The 18,042-nt window shown below is 37.2% G+C and carries 17 protein-coding genes; 8 read left to right on the top strand and 9 right to left on the bottom strand.

What is annotated here, in order from left to right:
- Nucleotides 1-36: 36 nt before the first annotated feature.
- A complete protein-coding gene (locus ASE74_RS10350) occupies nt 37-1,986 on the top strand; it encodes a beta-N-acetylhexosaminidase (protein WP_055908190.1) in 1,950 nt (649 codons plus the stop codon).
- A complete protein-coding gene (locus tag ASE74_RS10355) occupies nt 1,986-2,456 on the top strand; it encodes a CYTH domain-containing protein (protein ID WP_055908194.1) in 471 nt (156 codons plus the stop codon). Before ASE74_RS10350 ends, ASE74_RS10355 begins: the two co-directional genes overlap by 1 nt.
- 186 nt (nt 2,457-2,642) lie before the next feature.
- Here ASE74_RS10355 and ASE74_RS10365 read toward each other — a convergent pair whose 3' ends face one another.
- The 4 genes from ASE74_RS10365 to ASE74_RS10385 form a co-directional block, all read right to left on the bottom strand.
- Complete coding sequence (locus tag ASE74_RS10365; protein WP_162235806.1) at nt 2,643-3,278, bottom strand: response regulator transcription factor; 636 nt, start codon at nt 3,276-3,278, stop codon at nt 2,643-2,645.
- 455 nt (nt 3,279-3,733) lie between these two features.
- Nucleotides 3,734-4,702 carry an FKBP-type peptidyl-prolyl cis-trans isomerase gene (locus ASE74_RS10375; protein ID WP_055908206.1) on the bottom strand — a complete coding sequence of 323 codons (969 nt, stop codon included), beginning with the start codon at nt 4,700-4,702 and terminating at the stop codon, nt 3,734-3,736.
- A 197-nt stretch (nt 4,703-4,899) separates the two neighbouring features.
- Nucleotides 4,900-5,895 carry an FKBP-type peptidyl-prolyl cis-trans isomerase gene (locus ASE74_RS10380; RefSeq protein WP_055908210.1) on the bottom strand — a complete coding sequence of 332 codons (996 nt, stop codon included), beginning with the start codon at nt 5,893-5,895 and terminating at the stop codon, nt 4,900-4,902.
- A gap of 43 nt (nt 5,896-5,938) precedes the next feature.
- Nucleotides 5,939-6,949: a bifunctional oligoribonuclease/PAP phosphatase NrnA gene (locus ASE74_RS10385; protein WP_055908215.1), complete on the bottom strand. Its 1,011-nt coding sequence runs from the start codon at nt 6,947-6,949 to the stop codon at nt 5,939-5,941.
- A 164-nt stretch (nt 6,950-7,113) separates the two neighbouring features.
- On the opposite strand from ASE74_RS10385, the gene ASE74_RS10390 reads away from it, so the two are divergent.
- From ASE74_RS10390 to ASE74_RS24995, 3 genes are all read left to right on the top strand, one after another.
- A complete protein-coding gene (locus tag ASE74_RS10390) occupies nt 7,114-7,533 on the top strand; it encodes a nucleoside-diphosphate kinase (protein ID WP_055908217.1) in 420 nt (139 codons plus the stop codon).
- 129 nt (nt 7,534-7,662) lie between these two features.
- Entirely contained in the window at nt 7,663-8,430 is a 768-nt protein-coding gene (locus ASE74_RS10395; RefSeq protein ID WP_055908220.1) for an FKBP-type peptidyl-prolyl cis-trans isomerase, read from the top strand.
- A gap of 268 nt (nt 8,431-8,698) precedes the next feature.
- Nucleotides 8,699-8,875: a hypothetical protein gene (locus ASE74_RS24995; RefSeq protein ID WP_200912294.1), complete on the top strand. Its 177-nt coding sequence runs from the start codon at nt 8,699-8,701 to the stop codon at nt 8,873-8,875.
- Nucleotides 8,876-8,962: 87 nt separating this feature from the next.
- On the opposite strand, the gene ASE74_RS10405 is transcribed toward ASE74_RS24995, so the two are convergent.
- Both ASE74_RS10405 and ASE74_RS10410 read right to left on the bottom strand, forming a co-directional pair.
- Nucleotides 8,963-9,253, bottom strand: coding sequence for a DUF721 domain-containing protein (locus ASE74_RS10405; protein ID WP_055908226.1), 291 nt, complete (start codon nt 9,251-9,253; stop codon nt 8,963-8,965).
- The gene (locus tag ASE74_RS10410) at nt 9,246-10,349 is read right to left on the bottom strand and encodes a DNA replication/repair protein RecF (RefSeq protein WP_055908230.1); all 1,104 of its coding nucleotides are present in this window, start codon (nt 10,347-10,349) and stop codon (nt 9,246-9,248) included. The genes ASE74_RS10405 and ASE74_RS10410 overlap by 8 nt, the downstream gene beginning before the upstream one ends.
- 105 nt (nt 10,350-10,454) lie before the next feature.
- On the opposite strand from ASE74_RS10410, the gene ASE74_RS10415 reads away from it, so the two are divergent.
- Together ASE74_RS10415 and ASE74_RS10420 are read left to right on the top strand one after the other, a co-directional pair.
- A complete protein-coding gene (locus ASE74_RS10415; RefSeq protein ID WP_055908234.1) occupies nt 10,455-10,862 on the top strand; it encodes a hypothetical protein in 408 nt (135 codons plus the stop codon).
- Nucleotides 10,863-10,986: 124 nt separating this feature from the next.
- Nucleotides 10,987-11,652, top strand: coding sequence for a tetratricopeptide repeat protein (locus ASE74_RS10420; RefSeq protein ID WP_055908237.1), 666 nt, complete (start codon nt 10,987-10,989; stop codon nt 11,650-11,652).
- A gap of 530 nt (nt 11,653-12,182) precedes the next feature.
- Here ASE74_RS10420 and pth read toward each other — a convergent pair.
- The 3 genes from pth to ASE74_RS10435 all read right to left on the bottom strand — a co-directional run bounded on the left by pth (nt 12,183) and on the right by ASE74_RS10435 (nt 14,574).
- Nucleotides 12,183-12,743 carry an aminoacyl-tRNA hydrolase gene (gene pth, locus ASE74_RS10425; protein WP_055908240.1) on the bottom strand — a complete coding sequence of 187 codons (561 nt, stop codon included), beginning with the start codon at nt 12,741-12,743 and terminating at the stop codon, nt 12,183-12,185.
- 209 nt (nt 12,744-12,952) lie between these two features.
- On the bottom strand, nt 12,953-13,537 hold the full coding sequence (locus ASE74_RS10430; protein ID WP_055908243.1) for a 50S ribosomal protein L25/general stress protein Ctc: 585 nt from the start codon (nt 13,535-13,537) through the stop codon (nt 12,953-12,955).
- Nucleotides 13,538-13,632: 95 nt separating this feature from the next.
- Nucleotides 13,633-14,574 carry a ribose-phosphate pyrophosphokinase gene (locus ASE74_RS10435; RefSeq protein ID WP_055909454.1) on the bottom strand — a complete coding sequence of 314 codons (942 nt, stop codon included), beginning with the start codon at nt 14,572-14,574 and terminating at the stop codon, nt 13,633-13,635.
- A gap of 370 nt (nt 14,575-14,944) precedes the next feature.
- Between ASE74_RS10435 and ASE74_RS10445 the strand changes: the two genes are divergently transcribed.
- Complete coding sequence (locus ASE74_RS10445; protein WP_055908246.1) at nt 14,945-17,971, top strand: DUF2723 domain-containing protein; 3,027 nt, start codon at nt 14,945-14,947, stop codon at nt 17,969-17,971.
- Nucleotides 17,972-18,042: the final 71 nt, after the last annotated feature.

The following is an 18,042-nucleotide window of genomic DNA, read 5'->3' on the forward strand; positions in this document are numbered from 1 at the left end:
TTATACTTATCCGGATAACCCGTTTTAATTATTTTAATGAAAAAAATATTCCTTATTATCTCATGCTGTTTTTTTACAGCCAATATTTTCGCTCAATCTATCATTACAGAAACTGAAACCGGCGATGCCGAAAGTGCAGTTGTACAAACACCGATTGCCATTATTCCCGAACCGGTATCTTTAATGAAAAAGGCAGGAACTTTCATCTTACCCGAAAATATAACCATACAGGCCGTCAAAAGTGGAGAGTTAAAACAATCTATTGCATACCTTACTAACCGCATTACTACCGCCACAGGCAAATTTGTGAGTACAGTAAACGCATCAAACCATCCTACCATCAAACTGATTCTAAATGCACAAGAAGATGCACAGTTAGGTAAAGAAGGTTATAAATTAAATGTAAACCCAACTCAGGTTGTCATCACCGCAAATCAACCAGCGGGTATTTTTTATGGTGTTCAATCGTTGCTTCAGCTTTTTCCTGCCGAAATAGAGAGTAAAGAACTGGTAAACAATATCAAATGGAAAGCACCTTGTGTTGATGTGGTCGATTATCCTAAATTAGGTTGGAGAGGCCTTATGTTTGATGTTGCCCGTCATTTTTTCACCAAGCAGGAAGTAAAGCAGTTTATTGATGATATGGTGCGCTATAAATTTAATTTGTTGCACTTGCACCTTGCAGATGATGAAGGCTGGAGAATTGAAATTAAGGGTTTGCCGAAATTAACTGAAATTGGTGCATGGAGTGTTAAAAAAACCGGCACTTTTGGTGATTTTGTTCCTCCAACGGCTGATGAACCACGTACTTATGGTGGTTTTTATACGCAAGAAGATATTAAGGAACTGGTTCAATATGCACAAGAACGCTTTGTAAATATTTTACCAGAAATAGATGTTCCTGGCCATAGTTTGGCTATTATTGCTTCCTATCCCGAATTATCATGCACACCCGATGCCGTGAATTACAAAGTGCGTTCAGGCGAAAAAATTATGGATTGGAGTCGTGGTGCCCCTCCTATCGCTTTAGTAGATAATACGCTCTGCCCTGCTAATGAGAAAGTTTATGGCTTTTTAGATACAGTACTTACACAGGTTGCGCAGCTTTTTCCGTTCGAATATATCCATATGGGTGGCGATGAAGCTTCGCACAATTTCTGGGAGAAAAACGATCAGGTTAAAGCTTTAATGCAACGCGAAGGATTAAAAACGATTCCTCAGGTACAAGCCTATTTCGAAAAACGGGTAGAACAGATCGTAATTTCAAAAGGTAAAAAATTTATGGGCTGGGATGAAATTCTAGAAGGTGGGGTTTCACCTACGGCTGCGGTAATGAGCTGGCGTGGAATGAAATATGGCATTCAGGCAGCAAATGACAAACATAATGTGGTGATGAGTCCTACTGATTACGCTTATTTAGATTACATGCAGGCTGATCCCATCACCGAGCCTAAAGTATATGCCTCATTGAGGTTAAATAAAGTTTATCAGTTTAATCCGTTGCCTGCGGGCGTAAACCCACAATATGTAATTGGTGGACAGGCAAACTTGTGGACGGAGCAGGTTTTTACTTTCCGCCAGGTAGAATATATGCTTTGGCCGCGTGCTTTTGCCATTTCAGAGTCGATTTGGAGTCCGATTGAAAAGAAGAACTGGACAAATTTTGTTGACCGTACGGAACAGCATTTCAAACGTTTGGATTTGGCCGAAATCAAATATTCTCCTGCCATTTATGATCCGATTTTTACTGTAAAACGCAGTGCCGACAAACAGTTGATTATTGAATTAACACCTGAAATTGATGGTTTGGATATTTATTACAGTTTCGATAACTCTACTCCCGATCGCTTTTACCCTAAATACACAACTGCATTGCAGGTTCCGAAAGATGCCAGTATGTTGCGTGTAATTACTTATCGTGGCAAACAACCTATCGGAAGGCTGATTAGCATGCCAATAGCAGATTTGCAAAAAAGAGCGAGGTAATGGGAAAAGAAATAGAACGCAAATTTTTAGTCGATCAACAGAAGTGGAATAACCTTAATAAACCAAAGGGAAACCTATTTAGGCAAGGTTATTTGTTAACTGATAAAGACAAAACCATACGGGTAAGAGCAACAGAAACCAAAGGTTTTTTAACCATAAAAGGACAAACAATTGGCGCTACACGAATGGAATATGAATATGAAATTCCTGTAGCTGAAGCCGTAGAATTGTTAGATAACTTCTCAAAATCCGAGCTTTCTAAAATTCGTTACGAAATTCCTTTTAAAAATAAATTATGGGAAGTAGACGTGTTTTCGGGCGATAACAAAGGATTAACCGTTGCAGAAATTGAACTGGAAACCGAAGATGATTTTTTTGATATACCCGATTGGGTAAGTATTGAAGTTACAGAAGAAGAAAAGTATTATAATTCCAATTTAACAATAAATCCATTTAAGGATTGGGTTTAGCGATTATTTCCAGGAAATTGTATCATAATAGCATTTTTTTTGAAAAACATCCTATTAGAAAGATCGTCTTTTCTACCGAAACACCGCGTGAGATCTTTGAACCGGTTTAAGGATTTCTCTATCAAAAAAATTTCTGCCCAATAGATTGACCGTGAAAATTTTATAATTACGACACAGCACTTTTCCTCAAATAAGCTGATGCTCATGGGCAAAATTTAGCAAACCCACTATCGATTTTACACCAGTTTTACGCCAAATATTTTTACGGTGGGTTTCTACAGTATGCTCGGAAATGAAAAGCATTCTTCCAATATCTGCTGAGGTATGTTCTTTGGCAATCAACCGGATCACTTCAATTTCTCTTGCTGATAAAATATTAAGTTCCTCAATGTGATTTTCTCGTTGGTAACCATTTATAAACTTTGCGGTTATGGAATGTTGTATATAGGTTTGGCCTTGTAATACTTTATTTATTGCTTTATGCAATTCATGATATTTTACATTTTTTAAAAGATAACCCGTAGCACCAGATTTGATCATTGCTGAAATATCTGTAAAATCATCCTCCCAAGAAAGTACAATAATTTTAATCTTTTGAAACGCTCTTTTAAGTGTTTTAATTAAATCAGTACTACTTTTTGTACATAAACTGGCATCTACAATAACAACATCCGGTAATTTTTGTCGAATCAATTGAATTGCAACCAAACCAGAACTGGCTTTCCCTACAATGATAACACCTTCAATAGCACTCAGCATCAATTCAACACCGCCGAGCAGCTCATCAGGATCATTAAGTAAAAACACCTTAATCGTTTCCATAAGTTTAGTTTTAACGTTAAGCATTCTACCAGATTACGGGAAAAACAAAGCAGCCGATTGGAATAAGCTACGCTGAGAAACCTATATCGGGCATATTATTAAAAGCCAGAAAATTTATGTTTTTAACGAAGATAGATAGTATAGGGATTTCGAAAATTTGTAATCGGCTGATAATTAACTGATCAATGGGATAACCTTGGATAAATTTTGTAGCTACTGGGCATAACTGCGGAAAAGGCAGGATGAAAAACATGCCATTTAGCAAACTTTTAATACCCGGAAATGAAACGGTAAAGCTTGAGCGCATAATGACAATAAGGATAAAAGAATGTTTTGTTGATCTAATTTAAACAAATATTTGACTTACCAGCAATTTATTCCATCCTTATTGCCAAAAAAGCGCAAAAACCAGCAATCAATGCTGTTCTTTGCGCTTTTTTTTATACTGGTCTTAATTATTTTGCTAACGGAGAGCCTTCGCCCGGTTTAATGATCTTTTTCAGTTCCACATCAAAAACCAATGGCGTAAATGGATTAATTGGTCCACCACCGTTTTCGCCAAAACCAAGTTTAGATGGCAAAATCATTTTAATCTTACCGCCAACACCGATTAATTGAATGCCTTGGATAACACCTTGAGGCAATTGCCCTAATGGCAAACTACGCGGCGCGTATTGTACATTTTCAGAATATATACCAGCTTCTTTAGCCACTTTTGCATCTGAAGTATCAAAAACATTTAATGCTCCACTCGATTTTTTATTGGTAAACTGACCGGTATAATCCATCACCACCGTATCGGTTAAAGTTGCTCTTTCTGAATTTCCGGGAGAAGTAATTACATATTGCAGGCCCGATGGTGCGGTGGTTACCTTTAGCTTATTCTCTTCAACATATTTAGCTATTTTAGTAGGCTCTACAATCTTATTTTTCTCATTTAACGCTTTATATTCTGCTTCGAAGAACAATCTTTTCTTGGCATCAAAAATAGAATCAGGATCTTTTCCTTTATGCAATACTTTCTCTATTTTAATTGTAAAGGAAGCAATATTTGATTTTAAACCTTTTGGCTTCGGCTGACCGGAATATTTCTCCATCGAATCTAGATTCAATTTGAAAACCGCACTATCACCCTCACCAAGCAACTTTAACCCAGATGCCAAATCGCCCTTAAACATGGATTTACTAATGGCAAAAAAGGCAGGTCGCTCATTATCGTAAGTATTAACCATTACCGAATCAGGATTGGTATTGGTTTCGACTGTTTGAACTCCGTTTAGCTTTACATAATCGCCATCCTGAATTTTTGGCTTACCATCACTTTTATAGATCTTGTAAGTCATATCTCCTTCACCCTTTTCAAACTTGTTACAGGCAGATAGTCCTAATGCTGCCGCTAAGAGCATAATAATTGCTTTTTTCATTTAATTTTATTTATTAAAAACCACTTCAATTCCTCATAAAGAAGATTTAAGTTATTTTATTACATCACTACAAAGATAGACTATATTAAGTTTTTATAAATCTTTAGGATATTATATTTCTTGGCTCAGCGTCAAAAAAAAAGGCAAAAAAAATCCTGCTTAAATGAATAAGCAGGATTTGTATATCAGTTATCTGATTATTTTTTAACTACCGGAGCAGGGATTGTTACCGGAGCCGCTGCAGCTGGTTTTCCTTTGATAATATCTTTGATTTCTAAATCGAAAGCAATCGGACTGAAAGGCATGATACCAACTTGTGGTGCACCTTGCTCGCCATAACCTAAATTAGAAGGGATAATCACTTTGATTTTACCACCTTTACCAATCATTTGTAAAGCTTCAGTAAATCCAGGGATTGTACCGCCAACTGGCATTTTTTGAGGACCATATGGTTTACCTGGTTTAAGTTCATTTTCTGCTTTAGCAAGTTTCTCATCACTTGTATCGAAGATTTTGTATTTACCATCTTTACCTTTTTTAGTTACTCTACCTGTATAATCAATTAGTACGGTATCACCTAAAGCTGGTTTTTCAGCACTACCTGGTGCTTCAATAATGTAATGTAAACCACTTGCAGTAGTTTTGGTAGCCAATTTAGTATCGTCTAAATAAGCTTTTAATTTAGCAGGTTCAGCAGCTTTCTTTTTCTCTGAAGAAGCTTTGTAATCAGCCTGGAAAAATTCTGTTGCTCTTTTATTGAAAGTAGAATCAGCTTCGCCAGTTTTTTTCTTGAATACTTTTTCAATTTTAACAGTAAAAGTGATGTATTTATCATTTTTAAACTGCTCTGGTTTTGGTTGTTTGCTATGGAAAGCCATAGTATCCAAATTCACCTTAAAAGTTGCGCTATCGCCTTCTCCAAACAATGTTAAAACATCATTCATATCACCAGCATACATTTTTTTCTGTGCAGGAAATACTGCAGGGGTTTCGCTATCGAAAGTGCTTGATAAAACTGAATCTTTATCGTTTTTTTGAATAAAATTCATTTTAACGATATCACCTTCTTTAATTTTTTCGTTACCTGCCGAGTGGTGAATGGTATATAATAAGCCACCAGCTCCTTTTTTTTCTTGTTTACATGCCGCTAAGCCTAAAGTAGCTGCTGCTAGAATAATAATTCCCTTTTTCATTTATTAATTTGACTTTTTTAAGTTTTGTGTTTATTTATTGCCCTTAGGCGATTAATTGTTCTTTGTATTCTGCTAATATCGATTTAAATTCGTTAACCACATCAGCTAATGGTTTTTCTGCCGCTCCACCAGCTGCATTTCTATGTCCGCCACCGTTGAAATATTTTTTGCAGATTTCATTTGCGGGAAAATCACCTGTAGATCGAACAGATAATTTCACTTTATCGCTACGCTCAACAATTAAGGCGGCCAAGCGGATACCGTTAATCGATAATGCATAGTTTACTACACCTTCTGTATCGCCTGTGGCACTATGGTATTCTGCAAGTTCATCTTTTGTAACCGAAATGATGGCTGTATTGTATTCTCTTAATACTTCCAGTTTATTTGATAAACAATAACCTAAAAAGCGCAAACGGTTTTCACTGGCATTATCGTATACGAGTTGATGGATTTTCCAATGCTCTGCACCCAAATCTATTAAATTTGCTGCTATGCGATAAACTTCTGAGGTGGCAGATTGAAACCGGAAAGAACCTGAGTCGGTCATAATACCTGTATATAAACAGGCTGCCACATCTTTATTGATGCCCGCTTTATCTTCCAGCTGATTTACGATAAAATCGTAAACCAATTGTGCAGCAGCACAGGCATTGATATCCCAATGGCGGTAATCATCAAAATCTTCAGGTTCCAAATGGTGATCGATCATGATTTTTTTAGCACCTGCAACCCTAACCAATTCGCCGAGTTCGTTAATACGGCTTAAGGTATTAAAATCAAGGCAGAAAATGATCGTAGCTTCATCCACTAACTTCGCGGCTTCTTCTTGCTGCTCGGTAAAAATAATTACATCACCATTGTTTGGCATCCAATGTAAAAAAGTAGGATAATCAGTTGGAGTGATTACCTTAACGTGGTGGCCTTTTTGAATTAAATATCCATATAAACCTAAAGATGAACCCATCGCATCGCCATCAGGTTTGTGATGCGTAGTGATCACAATTCGTTGTGGCGTAGCCAATAATGTTTTTAATTCAGTTAATGTAAGCATATATTTTTTGCGCTGCAAAGCTAAGTATTTTTAATATAGAAATGCAGTTTAAAGTAACAATATCAGTCGCATTATAGCCAAAGCCTCTCCTAAACATGAACAATGGCTGTTGATTATTCATCAATTAAAACGTATTTTTGCAGAAAATTGATATCAAAAGCACAATGAGCACTAACAGAACTTTTACCATGATTAAGCCTGATGCAGTAGCAAACGGCCACATCGGATCGATCATTAACGACATTACCAATGCAGGTTTCAAAATCATTGCATTAAAATATACCAAACTTACAGATGAAACTGCCGGTCAGTTTTACGCTGTACATGCTGAGCGTCCTTTTTACAAAGATTTAGTAAGCTTTATGTCTTCAGGACCAATTGTTGCTGCTATTTTAGAAAAAGACAACGCAATTGAAGATTTCAGAAAATTGATCGGTGCTACCAACCCCGCTGAGGCTGCAGAAGGTACAATCCGTAAGAAATATGCTAAATCAATCGATGCTAATGCAGTTCACGGTTCAGATTCTGATGAGAATGCAGAAATTGAAGGTAACTTCTTTTTTAAAGCAGACGAACGTTTCTAGTTCGCTACACAAAAAATTTACAATAAAAGCCCGAATATTCGGGCTTTTATTGTTTTATCTATTTTGTATCTTTCGCCCATAAAATAATCCACAATAAACCTGTTGGAATTAGTTACAAATAAATAATCAATGAAGAGAATTTTTCTGGCGGTATGTTTATCAGGTATCGCCTTTGCATCTTATGCACAAACCAAAACAGCAGCAAAAAAGCCTGCCGCAAAGAAACCTACTACAGCAAGTAAAACTTCAACATTTACCGTGTTAAAATCTTCATTAGATTCTACCAGTTATGCTTTCGGTACTTCGATTGGTGCAGGCTTAAAAACTACCGGCCTATCTACCTTAAATTACGAAGTATTATTAAAGGGTTTGAAAGATGCATTTAGTGGCGGCAAGGTAGTACTTACGCAACAACAGGCTCAGCAGTGTATAAATGAGGCGATTTCTAAAGCCTCTGCAGTAAAAAACAAAGCAGAAACAGAAGCAAATAAAATTAAATACGCACCAATTATGAAAGAAGGACAGGATTTTTTAGAACAAAACAAAAAACGTGCAGGCGTGCAAACAACTGCAAGCGGTTTACAATATGAAGTTTTAACTCCAGGAACAGGAGTTAAACCGGTAGCAACAGATTCGGTATTGGTTCATTACAAAGGAACCCTATTAAACGGAAAACAGTTCGACAGCTCTTATGACAGAGGTGAGCCGATTTCTTTCCCACTTAACCGTGTAATACCGGGGTGGACAGAAGGTGTACAGTTAATGCCTGCTGGCTCTAAATACAAATTCTTTATTCCTTATAACCTGGCTTACGGCGAACGTGGCGCAGGTGCAGATATTCCGCCTTATAGCACTTTGATCTTCGAGGTTGAGTTGTTAAAAGTGAACGGAAAATAATTTTAAGGCAATTTAAGAACGGACATTTGCAGTTAACCGTCATAAATGGCTAAGAACCTGAAGGTTCACCGAAGTTAAATTTATTATTTGCGGTCAGATGTTCACATCTGGCCGTTTTTTATTTTAAATAATTTGTACTTGGAATTGCATGTTGCATTACTTTACCGGGTGGTTACATCCAACATCACTGATAAGCAATTGGAGGCAAATAAGTCATTTACTAAAACTTTCTTCAGCCTTCGATGTTAGCTATTACAAATTAACTGATATGAAAAAAGCATTTCCTTTAGTACTGATCGCATTTTTATGCACCACCTTAAGTAGTTGTGAACTGGTAGAAGGTATATTTAAAGCCGGCGTTTGGGTAGGCGTTATTGTGGTTGTGGTTGTTGTTGCAATCGTAATCTGGATTTTATCAAAGATTTTTGGCGGAGGCAGAAGTTAGTCTCTAGTGCACAGTCTTTATTCGGGAGCTTTATCTCCACTAAAATAAAAGGGCATAAATTTAAAACTAATGCCCTTTTATTTTTGCTTACAAAAAAACCATGTCATTGATGACCTCACTACCGGCATGTTCGTTAAGTTTCTGGATAATGCCCTGACGAACCATAACCAGTTCGTTTTTAATAACGGATGATTCTATCCGGAGAAAAAGTTTTTTATCGTGAATGTAGATCTGTTTGGTTCTATTTGCAATGGCAGTTCCCATTATCTCAGGCCAGATCGATAAAATTGAAGTTTCGTCAAACTTACGGCGTAAACGGTATACATCGAGCATTTTGCTAATCGCATCCTTTACTGTAACATCATTGGGTTTACGCATTTTGTATATTTCCGTTATCAACTTCAAACAAAGTTACATCAACTTCTATTTCTTCAAAAATTGATTTCACTCTTTCCCTTCCTGTATCTGTTATAAATATTTGCCCAAAATCATGGTGGGAAACCATTTGCATTAATTTTTGAACACGGTTATCATCCAGCTTATCAAAAATATCATCCAGCAAAAGCAAAGGTTTAAAACCCTTATTTTTGGCTAGGTAAGCGTATTGTGCCAGTTTTAAAGCAATTAAAAATGATTTTTGCTGACCTTGGGAACCAAACTTTTTTAAAGGCATACCGCTAATTACAAAAGCCAGTTCATCTTTATGTATGCCTGTGGTGGTACGCTCAAGGATGCGATCTTTCTCAACTGATTTTTTTAAAAGTTCTTCAAATGTTGTCTCATTCAATTGCGATTGATAGTTGAGCTCAACCGTTTCCTTGTTTTCGGTAAGGTAAGTATAATACTGGTTAAAAAGCGGAATAAACTCATCCATAAAGGCTTTACGGATGGCAAAGATTTTATTGCCGGCAAAAACCAATTGCTCATCTAAAATTTCGAGTAACGTTGGGTCGTATTTCCGGGTAATGGCAATCTGTTTTAACAGCGCATTCCGATTTAACAAGATGCGGTTATAGGTAATCAGCTGATCGAGATAATGGGCATCTGTTTGCGAAATCACATTATCGATAAATTTTCTCCGCTCCTCACTTCCTTCCATAATCAGGTTTACATCATAAGGAGAAACCATTACCACAGGAAACAGGCCTATATGATCGGCCAGTTTATCGTATTCTTTTTTATTGCGCTTAAACTGTTTTTTTTGATTCCGTTTAACGCCGCAAGAAATTTTTTCGTTTTTTGTACTGCGGTCGAAATCACCCTGAATCATGAACACTTCTTCACCGGTTTTAATCTGCTGACTATCGATTGGATTGAAGTAACTTTTGCACAAACACAGATAATGAATGGCATCGAGCATATTGGTTTTACCAGAGCCGTTATTACCCGTAAAAACGTTTACAGTTTCTGAGAAATGAAGATCTGCATCCGTATAGTTTTTGAAATTTAGAAGGGTAATTTTTTTTAACCACATAAATATGTCACAAATTTACCGTTTTTTAACCTCTTAACATTCATTGTTTAAAATAAACGTTAATAACATTTAAAAAAACTGTACTTTCATAGCAAGTAAAATTACATGGTTGCACAAAAAATGTTAGAGGGAAACGTTCTATGGTCTTACGATCATGAACTGACCAATGAAAAAAGTTCAAGCTGGATTAAAAAAATCGCTGGTTTATTTTCGTTTTTAAAGCCGATCCATAATCATGAAGGAAATATTCTATTGGCCTCCAACGGACTTTTTATTACCGGAGACGAGCAGCTGGAACTTCCATTATCACATATTGAAGAAGTTTATATGGGTTTCGATGATGTATTTCCTGCCTCATCAGCCAAAAATTTCGGAGCATTTTGGCAACCCATCCGAATTAAATCAACCATAAGCCGCTCAGAAAGCCAAACCGTATACCTGGTGATAAACCATACGGGCATTTTTAGCGATAACCAAACCTGGTTTAACACGCTAATTAGGTTATTGCGGTAATTGAGCTGTGCATTTTACAGTTCTGCATGCCTAAATAACTAATGTTTAATCAAATACTTCAAAATAAAGATTGATACTTTGATTGAAAAATGTATTTTTGCAATCTTAAATTTTTTAAACAAACATGTCTACAACAGATAACCAGACAATTCAACCATCTAAAAAAGGTTCATTTTTACAAGAGAATAACAAAAGCTTACTGTTTATTGCAGGTGCTGTAGTTTTATTAGTTTTAATATATCTTTGGTATCAAGGCGTGTATTTAAAAGGCCGTGCAGAAGAAGCTGCCAGCAAAATGTACAAAGCAGAACAATATGTTGGTGTAGATTCATTATCCAACAAAGCTGTTAAAGGTGAAGGTGGTTACCCGGGCCTGGAGCAAATTGCAAAAGAATATGACAACACAAAATCGGCAAATTTAGCAAATCTTTACTTAGGTGGCATTTATTTACGTAAAGGCGAATATAAACAAGCTATCGAATCGTTAAGCAAATACAGTGCTACTGGCAGCCCGGTTGCAGATCCATTGGCTTTAGGTTTATTAGGAGATGCTTACAGTGAGTTGAAAGACTACAAACAAGCCGCCACTTATTATAAAAAAGCAGCTGATAAAGCAAGCAAATTTACTTCACCAATGTTTTTAAAGAAATTAGGTTTGGTAAATGAAAATCAAAATGATTTTAAAGGTGCTGTTGATGCCTATACTAAGGTAAAAACGCAATATCCTGAAAGTGCTGAAGCGCAATTAATTGATGCTTATATTGCAAGAGCTCAAGAAAAAGTTAAATAATCATTAACTAAAAATATATTCATTAAAAAGATCATCGAAAGATGGTCTTTTTTTGTTTGAAAGTAGTCCTGATAAAGATTTAAATTCATGCAGAATAGTCTGTGAGGACACAGACCATGGATACGTAGAGGGAATCTATATAAAATTATGCTATTCAGCCCCTAATAGCATTAAAGACTTTGCTTTATAGACCTGATTGACGCGGTAGCTCCCGATTCCCTTCTAATCGGGACTACAAGCATAAAGCAGGGCGAACATTCAAAAGAGCTTCTGCAATTGCGCTTCAAATGATTTTTCTCCCCTACGAGTTAATTAAAAAATCCCATTAGCATCTTCATCAATTATGGCTCAACGAAATAGAGATATTCACTTCTGTATACTACCATATAAGGCATTTAAGGGACTTACAAGTTAAAATTATTATCTGTAGAAGGTTGAATATACTTTCTAACAAAAGATCCTCTGCTATGCTCAGGATGACAGCATGCATAGTTAAGCGATTTAAACAGTTACCGGATTAACCTCAAAATTTACTTATTAAAAGCTGTCATGGTGTGAGCAGGCCCAATGGTAACAAAACTTTTAATCAGTTCAACACTTTTATCAATCAATGCAGGGAGTTCTAATTGTTCATTTTTATCAAACAAGCCCAAAACAAAATCAATCTGTCTACCCTTTGGATAATCGCTGCCAATGCCAAAACGCAAGCGTGCATAGTTTTGTCCGCCACACATTTCTTCAATGCTTTTTAAACCATTATGGCCTGCACTGGAGCCTTGCAGCTTAAGTCTTAACTTTCCTAGAGGTAATGCCAGATCGTCAACTACAACCAAAACATTTTCAGGAGCTATTTTTAACTCCTTCATCCAATAGTTTACTGCCTTACCGCTAAGGTTCATAAAAGTAGTTGGCTTTATAACATGTAGTTTTTTGCCTTTATAGCTTACTTCCGAATAATAGGCCAAACGAATATTATCGAAACTACCTCCTAGGCCTTTAACCAGTTCATCGGCAATATCAAAGCCAATGTTGTGCCTGGTGTGTGCATAATCCGGTCCGATATTTCCTAAGCCAACGATGAGATACTTCATGGCGCAAAGATAATAAAAAGGTTGAGGGCGGGAAAGCTGGATGGTGGAAGATGAAAAAAGTTCGGAGTAGGAAGTTCGGAGTCTTTACCTTTGCAAGAGCATGGTATTTAGCGTATGAGGGTTATCTCACGTAAATAGAAAAAGCGGTACAAAATTGCTTTTGCACCGCTTTTAAAAACTGTGTAATCACATTATGTGATATCAGTGTACTATTTTTTACCTTTAGCAGCTTCAGTTTCTGCTTGTTTTAATGCTCTAGACATTGCAACAGAAACGATAGTATCTTCAGGAGTGTTAGTAATTACGTAGCTCTCGCCTTTAAGGTCGCGAACACGGAATAAACTTCCAACTTCTAATTTTTCTAAGCTTACTTCTACGTTTTGAGGCATGTTAGCTGGTAACGCTTTAACACGAAGTTTACGTAATTTCTGGATTAATTTACCTCCCATTTTTACACCTGGAGAAGTTCCTGTTAATTTAACCGGGATCTCCATAACAATTTCTTTCTCGTCGAATAACTGAAGAAAATCGATGTGCATTAATACGTCGGTAAGTGGGTGAAATTGAGTGTCTTTTACGATAGCTTTAGTTTTAGTACCGTTAACATCAATCTCCACAAAGTTTACATCCGGGGTATAAATAACATCTCTTAAATCTGCAATAACCACTGCGAAGTGTTGTTGCTCTTTTCCACCATACAATACCGCCGGAACTTTACCTTCGTAACGAAGTTCCTTGGCATCGCGTTTCCCTACGTTCTCTCTTGGAGAACCGCTAATTGCGATTGTTTTCATTTTTATATTTATTATTTAATTAAACTCTTTTTTATGGTTTCACGTTCTGCGGCTGGCGTTTTTAGCACTCTTCGCAATACGTTAAACATTTTGCATTATACTCTAAACAGATCGCTAATTGAGCCATGTTCGTTTACATTGGCAATTGCCCTTGCAAATAAACTTGCTGTACTTAGCACCCTAATTTTCGGACTTTCCTGTCTTAACGGAATGGTATCCGTAACAATCAGTTCGGTTAATACCGAATTTTCTACCGTTTCTATGGCTTTGCCCGATAATACTGCATGTGTACAAACTGCTCTTACACTTGCTGCTCCGTTTTCCATAATTAAAGCTGCTGCTTTAGAAAGGGTTCCGGCAGTATCGCAGATATCGTCAATCAATACTACATCTTGTCCGGTAACATCACCAATAATCGACATTGATTCGATTTCATTGGCGCGTTTACGGCGTTTATCGCAAATAATTACCTCAGCGTTAAAGAACTTTGCAAAAGTACGTGCCCTATATGAACCGCCCATATCCGGCGATGCAATAGTTAAGTTTTTTAAGCCCAAGCTTTTGATATATGGTACAAAAATTACCGATCCATCTAAGTGATCAACCGGAATATCAAAGAAACCCTGTATCTGTGCAGCATGCAAATCCATCGTCATGATGCGGTGAATACCTGCTGATTTTAATAAGTTTGCCACCAATTTGGCACCGATTGCTACACGGGGCTTGTCTTTTCTATCCTGACGGGCCAAACCATAATAAGGAACTACTGCAGTAATATAATGTGCCGATGCTCTTTTAGCAGCATCAACCATTAGCAAAAGTTCCATTAAATTATCGCTGGGCTGATAAGTAGACTGGATTAGAAAAACATCACTACCACGAATTGATTCATCAAAGGAAGGTTGAAACTCGCCATCGCTGAATTTGTGGATGGTTACGCTACCAAGCGGCTTACCGTAATGTTCGGCAATCTTAAGTGATAATCCCTTAGAACCTGTTCCGGAAAAAAGCTTTACCGGGTTAAACTGCAATGGCATGGGTTCGTGTAGTTTACGGTTAAAAAAAATCGGATCATGTCTATTTAAAACATGATCCGACATTAAATTTTAGTTGTCCGACCTGGATTCGAACCAAGACAAACGGTACCAAAAACCGTTGTACTACCCTTATACTATCGGACAAAAACTTCTCAAGGATATTCTCCTCGAAAGGGAATGCAAATGTAGGAACCTTATTTTAAATATGCAAGAGTGATTTTAAAATATTTTTAATTTCTTTCCTGCTGTTCCTGTTTGCGTTGCAAAGATAAAAAAATCATCATATCTGGTGCAACATTTTATTTTTTTCTACGACTTTTTTTACTGCGAACCACTTAAATCATTTATTATCAAAGACTAAAATTAAACTATGAATTACTCAAGGATCAACACCATTGGAGGCTGGCTCTGTTTTTTCGTTGCCACGCTCACGTACATCTTAACTTTAGATCAATCTGTAAGTTTTTGGGATTGCGGCGAATTTATTTCTGCAGCCTTCCGCATGGAGGTGGTACACCAGCCCGGCGCTCCTATTGTATCAATGATCCAGCGGTTATTTTCTGCGTTGGCTTTTGGCGATAAAACCAAAGTGGCTTATTTTGTGAATTTAGCATCGGCCCTTGCCAGTGCCGGAACTATACTTTTTTTATTCTGGACGATTACCGCACTGGCAAAAAAAACGGTAATTAAAAAAGGCGAAGAAATTACAAATCAGAAAATCATCAGCATTATGGGCGCAGGTCTAGTTGGTGCCCTGGCTTATGCTTTTTCTGATAGTTTTTGGTTTTCGGCAGTTGAGGCAGAAGTTTATGCCATGTCGTCGCTTTGTAGTGCCGTTGTGTTTTGGGGAATACTAAAATGGGAATCACTGGCCGATGAACCAAAATCAGACCGATGGCTGCTACTTGTAGCTTATATTATGGGGCTATCCATTGGCGTACACATTTTAAATTTACTTACCATCCCCGCGCTAATATTTGTTTATTATTTTAAAAAATATCCCTCACCTACCTGGCAAAGTATTTTAAAAGTATTTTTAATTTCAATTCTGGCATTAGCGGTGGTTCAATTTGGTATCATCCAGTATATCATATCTATTGCGGCAGGTTTCGATTACTTTTTTGTAAACACCATGGGGCTGGGCTTTGGATCGGGAATATTGTTCTTTGCTGTTCTTTTAGTCTCTGGTTTGGTTTATGGCATCCGCTACTCCATCCTAAAAAACAAAAGGGCCTTAAACCTCATCATGCTATTTACTGTGCTATTATTATTTGGCTATAGCTCTTATGCTTTACTGGTAATCAGGGCGCAAGCTAAACCGAATTTGAACAATTATAATGTAGATAACGTTTTTTCACTTTCGAGGTATCTGGGTCGCGATCAATATGGCGACAGACCTCTGCTTTATGGTGAGAATTACAATTCGCAAAAAACAGACATTAAAGAAACTGGTAAAGTTATCCGTAAGGGCGAGAAGAAATATGAACCTGCCGGAACTAAATCTGCTTATGTTTTTGCCGATGAAACATTATTGCCGCGCATGTACAGCGACAAACCCGAACACACCAGGTTTTATAAAAGTTATATGGGTTTTAACGACGAGCATAAACCAACCTTTATGGATAACCTAACGTACTTATTTTCCTTTCAGGCGGGGCAAATGTACATGCGTTATTTTATGTGGAATTTTGTTGGCAGGCAGGATAACGAGGATGGACAGTTTGGAGGAAAAGATGGCAACTGGCTTAGCGGCATTAAACCCCTGGATGCGATTAGGCTTGGTAACCAGAAAAACCTTCCACCTTCAATTGTAGAGAACAAAGCATATAACCGATTTTTCTTTTTACCGTTAATTATCGGACTGATTGGTGCGGTATGGCATTTTAAACGCAACCAAAAAGATGCCGGCATTATTGGTTTACTTTTTGTTTTTACCGGCATTGCCATTGTATTTTACCTAAATTCTGTACCAATTGAGCCTCGCGAGCGGGATTACGCTTATGTGGGTTCATTTTATGCTTTTGCCATATGGATCGGTTTAGGTGTATTTGGTTTAAAAGATTATGTTTTTCAAAAATTAACGCCAACAAGGGCAAGTATATTTGCATCACTTATAGCACTGTTTGGCGCTCCGGTTATAATGGCCAATCAAGGCTGGGATGATCACGACCGTTCGGATATCCATGTGGCGAGAGATATGTCGGTAAATTACCTAAAATCGTGCGCACCAAATGCCATCCTCTTCACCTATGGCGATAATGATACCTATCCCGTTTGGTATGCCCAGGAGGTTGAAAACATCCGTCCGGATGTGCGCATTGTAAACCTAAGTTTATTTACTGCTGATTGGTACATTGATGGGATGCGCAGAAAGCAAAATGAATCTGCTCCATTGCCAATTACGCTAAAACCTGAACAATACGTTGAGGGTACAAGGGATATTATGTATTACCAGGATTATAAAATAGCCCAGCATATCGAGTTAAAGCAGATTTTAGACGTGCTCCTATCCGACAGTGATGAAGATAAGGTAACCATGAATGATGGCACAAAGTATAATGTATTGCCAACCAAAAACCTTAAACTGGCAGTAAACCCGCAACAGGTTCTGGATACCGGAACCGTGCCTAAAGAAGATGCAGGTAAAATTGCCAGCAGCATGGAATGGACTTTTGGTTCGGAATATGTAACAAAAGGCACCCTTGCTTTATTTGATATTTTAACACATAACAACTGGGAAAGACCCATTTATTTTAGTGGCGCAATGCCGAATGAACAGTATTTGGGGCTAAACAAATACCTTTACTCGGAAGGGTTAAACAAAAGATTGCTGCCTTTAAAACCAGATACTGCAATAACCGAAGATTATGAACGTGTAAACTTAAAACCTTTATACAACAACCTGATGAATGTTTACGCTTTTGGCAATATTAAATACGCCAACCATTTAGACAGACAATCTGCTGATGATGTAACCATGTTAGCCAACATGTTTAACGGCCTTTTAAATGGTTTGATCAATGAAGGTAAAGTTGCTGAAAGTAAAAAAGTGGCCAACAAATACCTGGAAGTAATTCCTACTAAATTTTACAGCATGCGCCAGGTAATGAGCACCTACTATTTTACGGAAAGCCTATACCGATTAAACGATATAAACCATGCAAATGCAATGATCATAAAATCTGCTGATTATGTAGGTAAAGAGCTTACCCACCTGGCTGATGTTTCGGAAAGTAAAAATCAATTGTCATCAGAGCAGGATGTTCGTTTTTACCTAGGCTATTTAGGACAGATGGTAAAATTAACGGAGGTTTTTAAGCAGGATGCACTGAGTAAAAGTTTAGAAAAACAGTATAACGATCTGATTGTAAGATTTACTCCTTTTGCGGCAGGTTAACCAAAAACATTCTAAATTTTAACCGATAGGCAGATTTTACATTTCTGCTTATCGGTTTTTAATTTGTAAAT

Origin of the sequence: Pedobacter sp. Leaf216 (assembly GCF_001421515.1) — a bacterium.
GTDB lineage: Bacteria > Bacteroidota > Bacteroidia > Sphingobacteriales > Sphingobacteriaceae > Pedobacter.

Coding starts and splice junctions, on each gene's coding strand:
- ASE74_RS10350 (WP_055908190.1), top strand. CDS start 37: ATGAAAAAAATATTCCTTATTATCTCATGCTGTTTTTTTACAGCCAAT.
- ASE74_RS10355 (WP_055908194.1), top strand. CDS start 1,986: ATGGGAAAAGAAATAGAACGCAAATTTTTAGTCGATCAACAGAAGTGG.
- ASE74_RS10365 (WP_162235806.1), bottom strand. CDS start 3,278: ATGGAAACGATTAAGGTGTTTTTACTTAATGATCCTGATGAGCTGCTC.
- ASE74_RS10375 (WP_055908206.1), bottom strand. CDS start 4,702: ATGAAAAAAGCAATTATTATGCTCTTAGCGGCAGCATTAGGACTATCT.
- ASE74_RS10380 (WP_055908210.1), bottom strand. CDS start 5,895: ATGAAAAAGGGAATTATTATTCTAGCAGCAGCTACTTTAGGCTTAGCG.
- ASE74_RS10385 (WP_055908215.1), bottom strand. CDS start 6,949: ATGCTTACATTAACTGAATTAAAAACATTATTGGCTACGCCACAACGA.
- ASE74_RS10390 (WP_055908217.1), top strand. CDS start 7,114: ATGAGCACTAACAGAACTTTTACCATGATTAAGCCTGATGCAGTAGCA.
- ASE74_RS10395 (WP_055908220.1), top strand. CDS start 7,663: ATGAAGAGAATTTTTCTGGCGGTATGTTTATCAGGTATCGCCTTTGCA.
- ASE74_RS24995 (WP_200912294.1), top strand. CDS start 8,699: ATGAAAAAAGCATTTCCTTTAGTACTGATCGCATTTTTATGCACCACC.
- ASE74_RS10405 (WP_055908226.1), bottom strand. CDS start 9,253: ATGCGTAAACCCAATGATGTTACAGTAAAGGATGCGATTAGCAAAATG.
- ASE74_RS10410 (WP_055908230.1), bottom strand. CDS start 10,349: ATGTGGTTAAAAAAAATTACCCTTCTAAATTTCAAAAACTATACGGAT.
- ASE74_RS10415 (WP_055908234.1), top strand. CDS start 10,455: ATGGTTGCACAAAAAATGTTAGAGGGAAACGTTCTATGGTCTTACGAT.
- ASE74_RS10420 (WP_055908237.1), top strand. CDS start 10,987: ATGTCTACAACAGATAACCAGACAATTCAACCATCTAAAAAAGGTTCA.
- pth (WP_055908240.1), bottom strand. CDS start 12,743: ATGAAGTATCTCATCGTTGGCTTAGGAAATATCGGACCGGATTATGCA.
- ASE74_RS10430 (WP_055908243.1), bottom strand. CDS start 13,537: ATGAAAACAATCGCAATTAGCGGTTCTCCAAGAGAGAACGTAGGGAAA.
- ASE74_RS10435 (WP_055909454.1), bottom strand. CDS start 14,574: ATGCCATTGCAGTTTAACCCGGTAAAGCTTTTTTCCGGAACAGGTTCT.
- ASE74_RS10445 (WP_055908246.1), top strand. CDS start 14,945: ATGAATTACTCAAGGATCAACACCATTGGAGGCTGGCTCTGTTTTTTC.